Source organism: Marinobacterium profundum, from assembly GCF_001528745.1.
In the GTDB taxonomy this organism is placed as follows: Bacteria; Pseudomonadota; Gammaproteobacteria; order Pseudomonadales; family Balneatricaceae; genus Marinobacterium_A; species Marinobacterium_A profundum.
Map to the genome: position 1 here is coordinate 1 of NZ_BCNS01000164.1, position 2071 is coordinate 2071.

The 2071-nt window shown below is 60.9% G+C and carries 2 protein-coding genes and 1 pseudogene; all 3 read left to right on the forward strand.

Features of this window, described 5'->3' with window-relative positions; all coding sequences use genetic code 11:
- Positions 1-1036: pseudogene (tnpC, locus tag MPRO_RS19805) on the forward strand (IS66 family transposase); the annotation flags it as partial.
- Positions 1037-1106: 70 nt separating this feature from the next.
- Complete coding sequence (tnpA, locus tag MPRO_RS19810; protein WP_082708997.1) at positions 1107-1472, forward strand: IS66-like element accessory protein TnpA; 366 nt, start codon at positions 1107-1109, stop codon at positions 1470-1472.
- Positions 1469-1804, forward strand: coding sequence for an IS66 family insertion sequence element accessory protein TnpB (gene tnpB / locus MPRO_RS19815; protein WP_067297187.1), 336 nt, complete (start codon positions 1469-1471; stop codon positions 1802-1804). Before tnpA ends, tnpB begins: the two co-directional genes overlap by 4 nt.
- Positions 1805-2071 lie beyond the last annotated feature (267 nt).

Consider the following 2071-nt stretch of genomic DNA (forward strand, 5'->3'; position numbering starts at 1 on the left):
GGACCAGGTGATACAGCGCAGCGAGCTGCGCAATCAGCAGCTGACCCATGAGCTGGCGTTACTCAAGCGTCATAAGTACGGCCAGCGCAGCGAACATCTCAACGTATTGCAGATCAGCTTGCTGGACGAAGTCGTCGATGCCGACATCGCGGCAATCGAAGCGGAACTCGAACAGCTGAAAACCACGCTGACGCCTGCCGTCAAACGCCAACCCAAACGAGCCCCCTTACCGCCGCAACTGCCCCGTACCGAGATCCGCCATGAGCCGGACGCGACGTCCTGTGCCTGTGGTTGTCAGCTCAAACGCATTGGTGAGGACATCAGCGAGAAGCTCGACTATACGCCCGGTGTGTTCACAGTCGAGCGCCATATCCGCGGTAAATGGGTCTGTGATGCCTGCGAGACGCTGACCCAGGCACCAATGCCGGCATACGTCATCGACAAGGGCATCCCGACGGCCGCGCTGATGGCCCAGGTGATCGTCGCCAAGCACCTCGATCATATACCTCTGTACCGGCAGGAGCAGACCTTCGGCCGTGCCGGCGTACCAATCCCGCGCTCGACGCTGGCCGAGTGGATCGGCCGCTGCGGCGTGCAACTGCAACCGCTGGTCGACGCGCTGCGCGCGTTAATCCTGACAGAGTCCGTGCTGCATGCGGACGAAACGCCGGTGCCCATGCTCGCGCCGGGCAAGAAGAAGACCCACCAGGCCTACATCTGGGCCTATGCCACCACACCGTACTCCGAGCTGAACGCAGTGATCTACGCCTTCACACCGGGTCGATCTGGCCAGCATGCCCGCGACTTCCTCGGTGACTGGCAGGGCAACCTGATCTGCGATGACTACGGCGGCTACAAAGCGAGCTTCAAGCAAGGTATTACCGAGATCGGCTGCATGGCCCATGCGCGGCGCAAGTTCGTCGAGCTGCACGTGACCGGCAAGAGCCAGATCGCCGGTCAGGCGGTTGAGTACATCAAGCAGCTGTACAACATCGAGCGTGAGGCCGGATCTCTGACGCCCCTGGAGCGTAAGCGTCCGGGGAACCCATCTTGAGCCCGTTATAGTAGCCATCCGATAGTGTCCACCTATTTTCAAGTGGACACCTATGATGACTTCAATAAGCGTGACAGAAGCCCCGAATAAGCGTCGTCGTTATACTACCGCGTTCAAAGCCAGCATAATCGCTATCTGCCAAGAGCCAAACGCCTCTGTCGCCCGGATTGCACTGGATCATGGACTTAACGCGAACCTGGTTCATAAATGGATCCGCGCAGCCCGGCAGCAACCAGCCGCGACATCGCCTGCTTTTGTATCGCTGGCGTTACCGGCTCAGCCAGACCAGCAGACCGCTACTGGCCTTACCAACAGCATTCGCATCGAGATCCCGCGTCCGGCCGGCAACGTGGTCGTGAACGTGCCCGTGGCACAGGCCGATCGTTGTCTGCTCTGGTTACAGGAGCTGCTGCGATGATCCGCATTGATGAGATCTGGCTCGCCACCGAGCCGCTGGATATGCGGGCCGGTCCCGATACCGCCCTGGCACGGGTCGTGGCGGTGTTCGGTGCGGCGAAGCCGCACTGCGCTTATCTCTTTGCCAACCGTCGCGCCAATCGCATGAAGGTGCTGGTGCACGATGGGTTAGGCGTCTGGCTGGCAGCGCGTCGTCTGCATCAGGGCAAGTTCAAGTGGCCCGAGACCTGGCGCGACGAGCGGCTGGAGCTGAACCCCGAACAACTCCAGGCGCTGGTGCAGGGGCTGCCGTGGCAGCGCATGGGCGCTGCCGGCGTGATCAGCGTTCTGTAGAAAGGCCCCGCTAGAACGGAGTGTCTGGCGTGACGCAATTGGCCGTTATGCCAATCGCCAGGTCGCGCCAGCTCTGGCACACTGCCGAGCATGACCACGACACCTGATCTCACACAGTTCTCTGCCGAACCTCTCTCATATACACATCTGACGCTGCCGACGCCTCCTTACGTGTAGATACAGGAGGTCGCCGTAGCAAGTCAAAAACCACCCACCGGAGGCAAACTCAGACCGAGGGGGGACGACACGGCGACAAACACGGGAGAA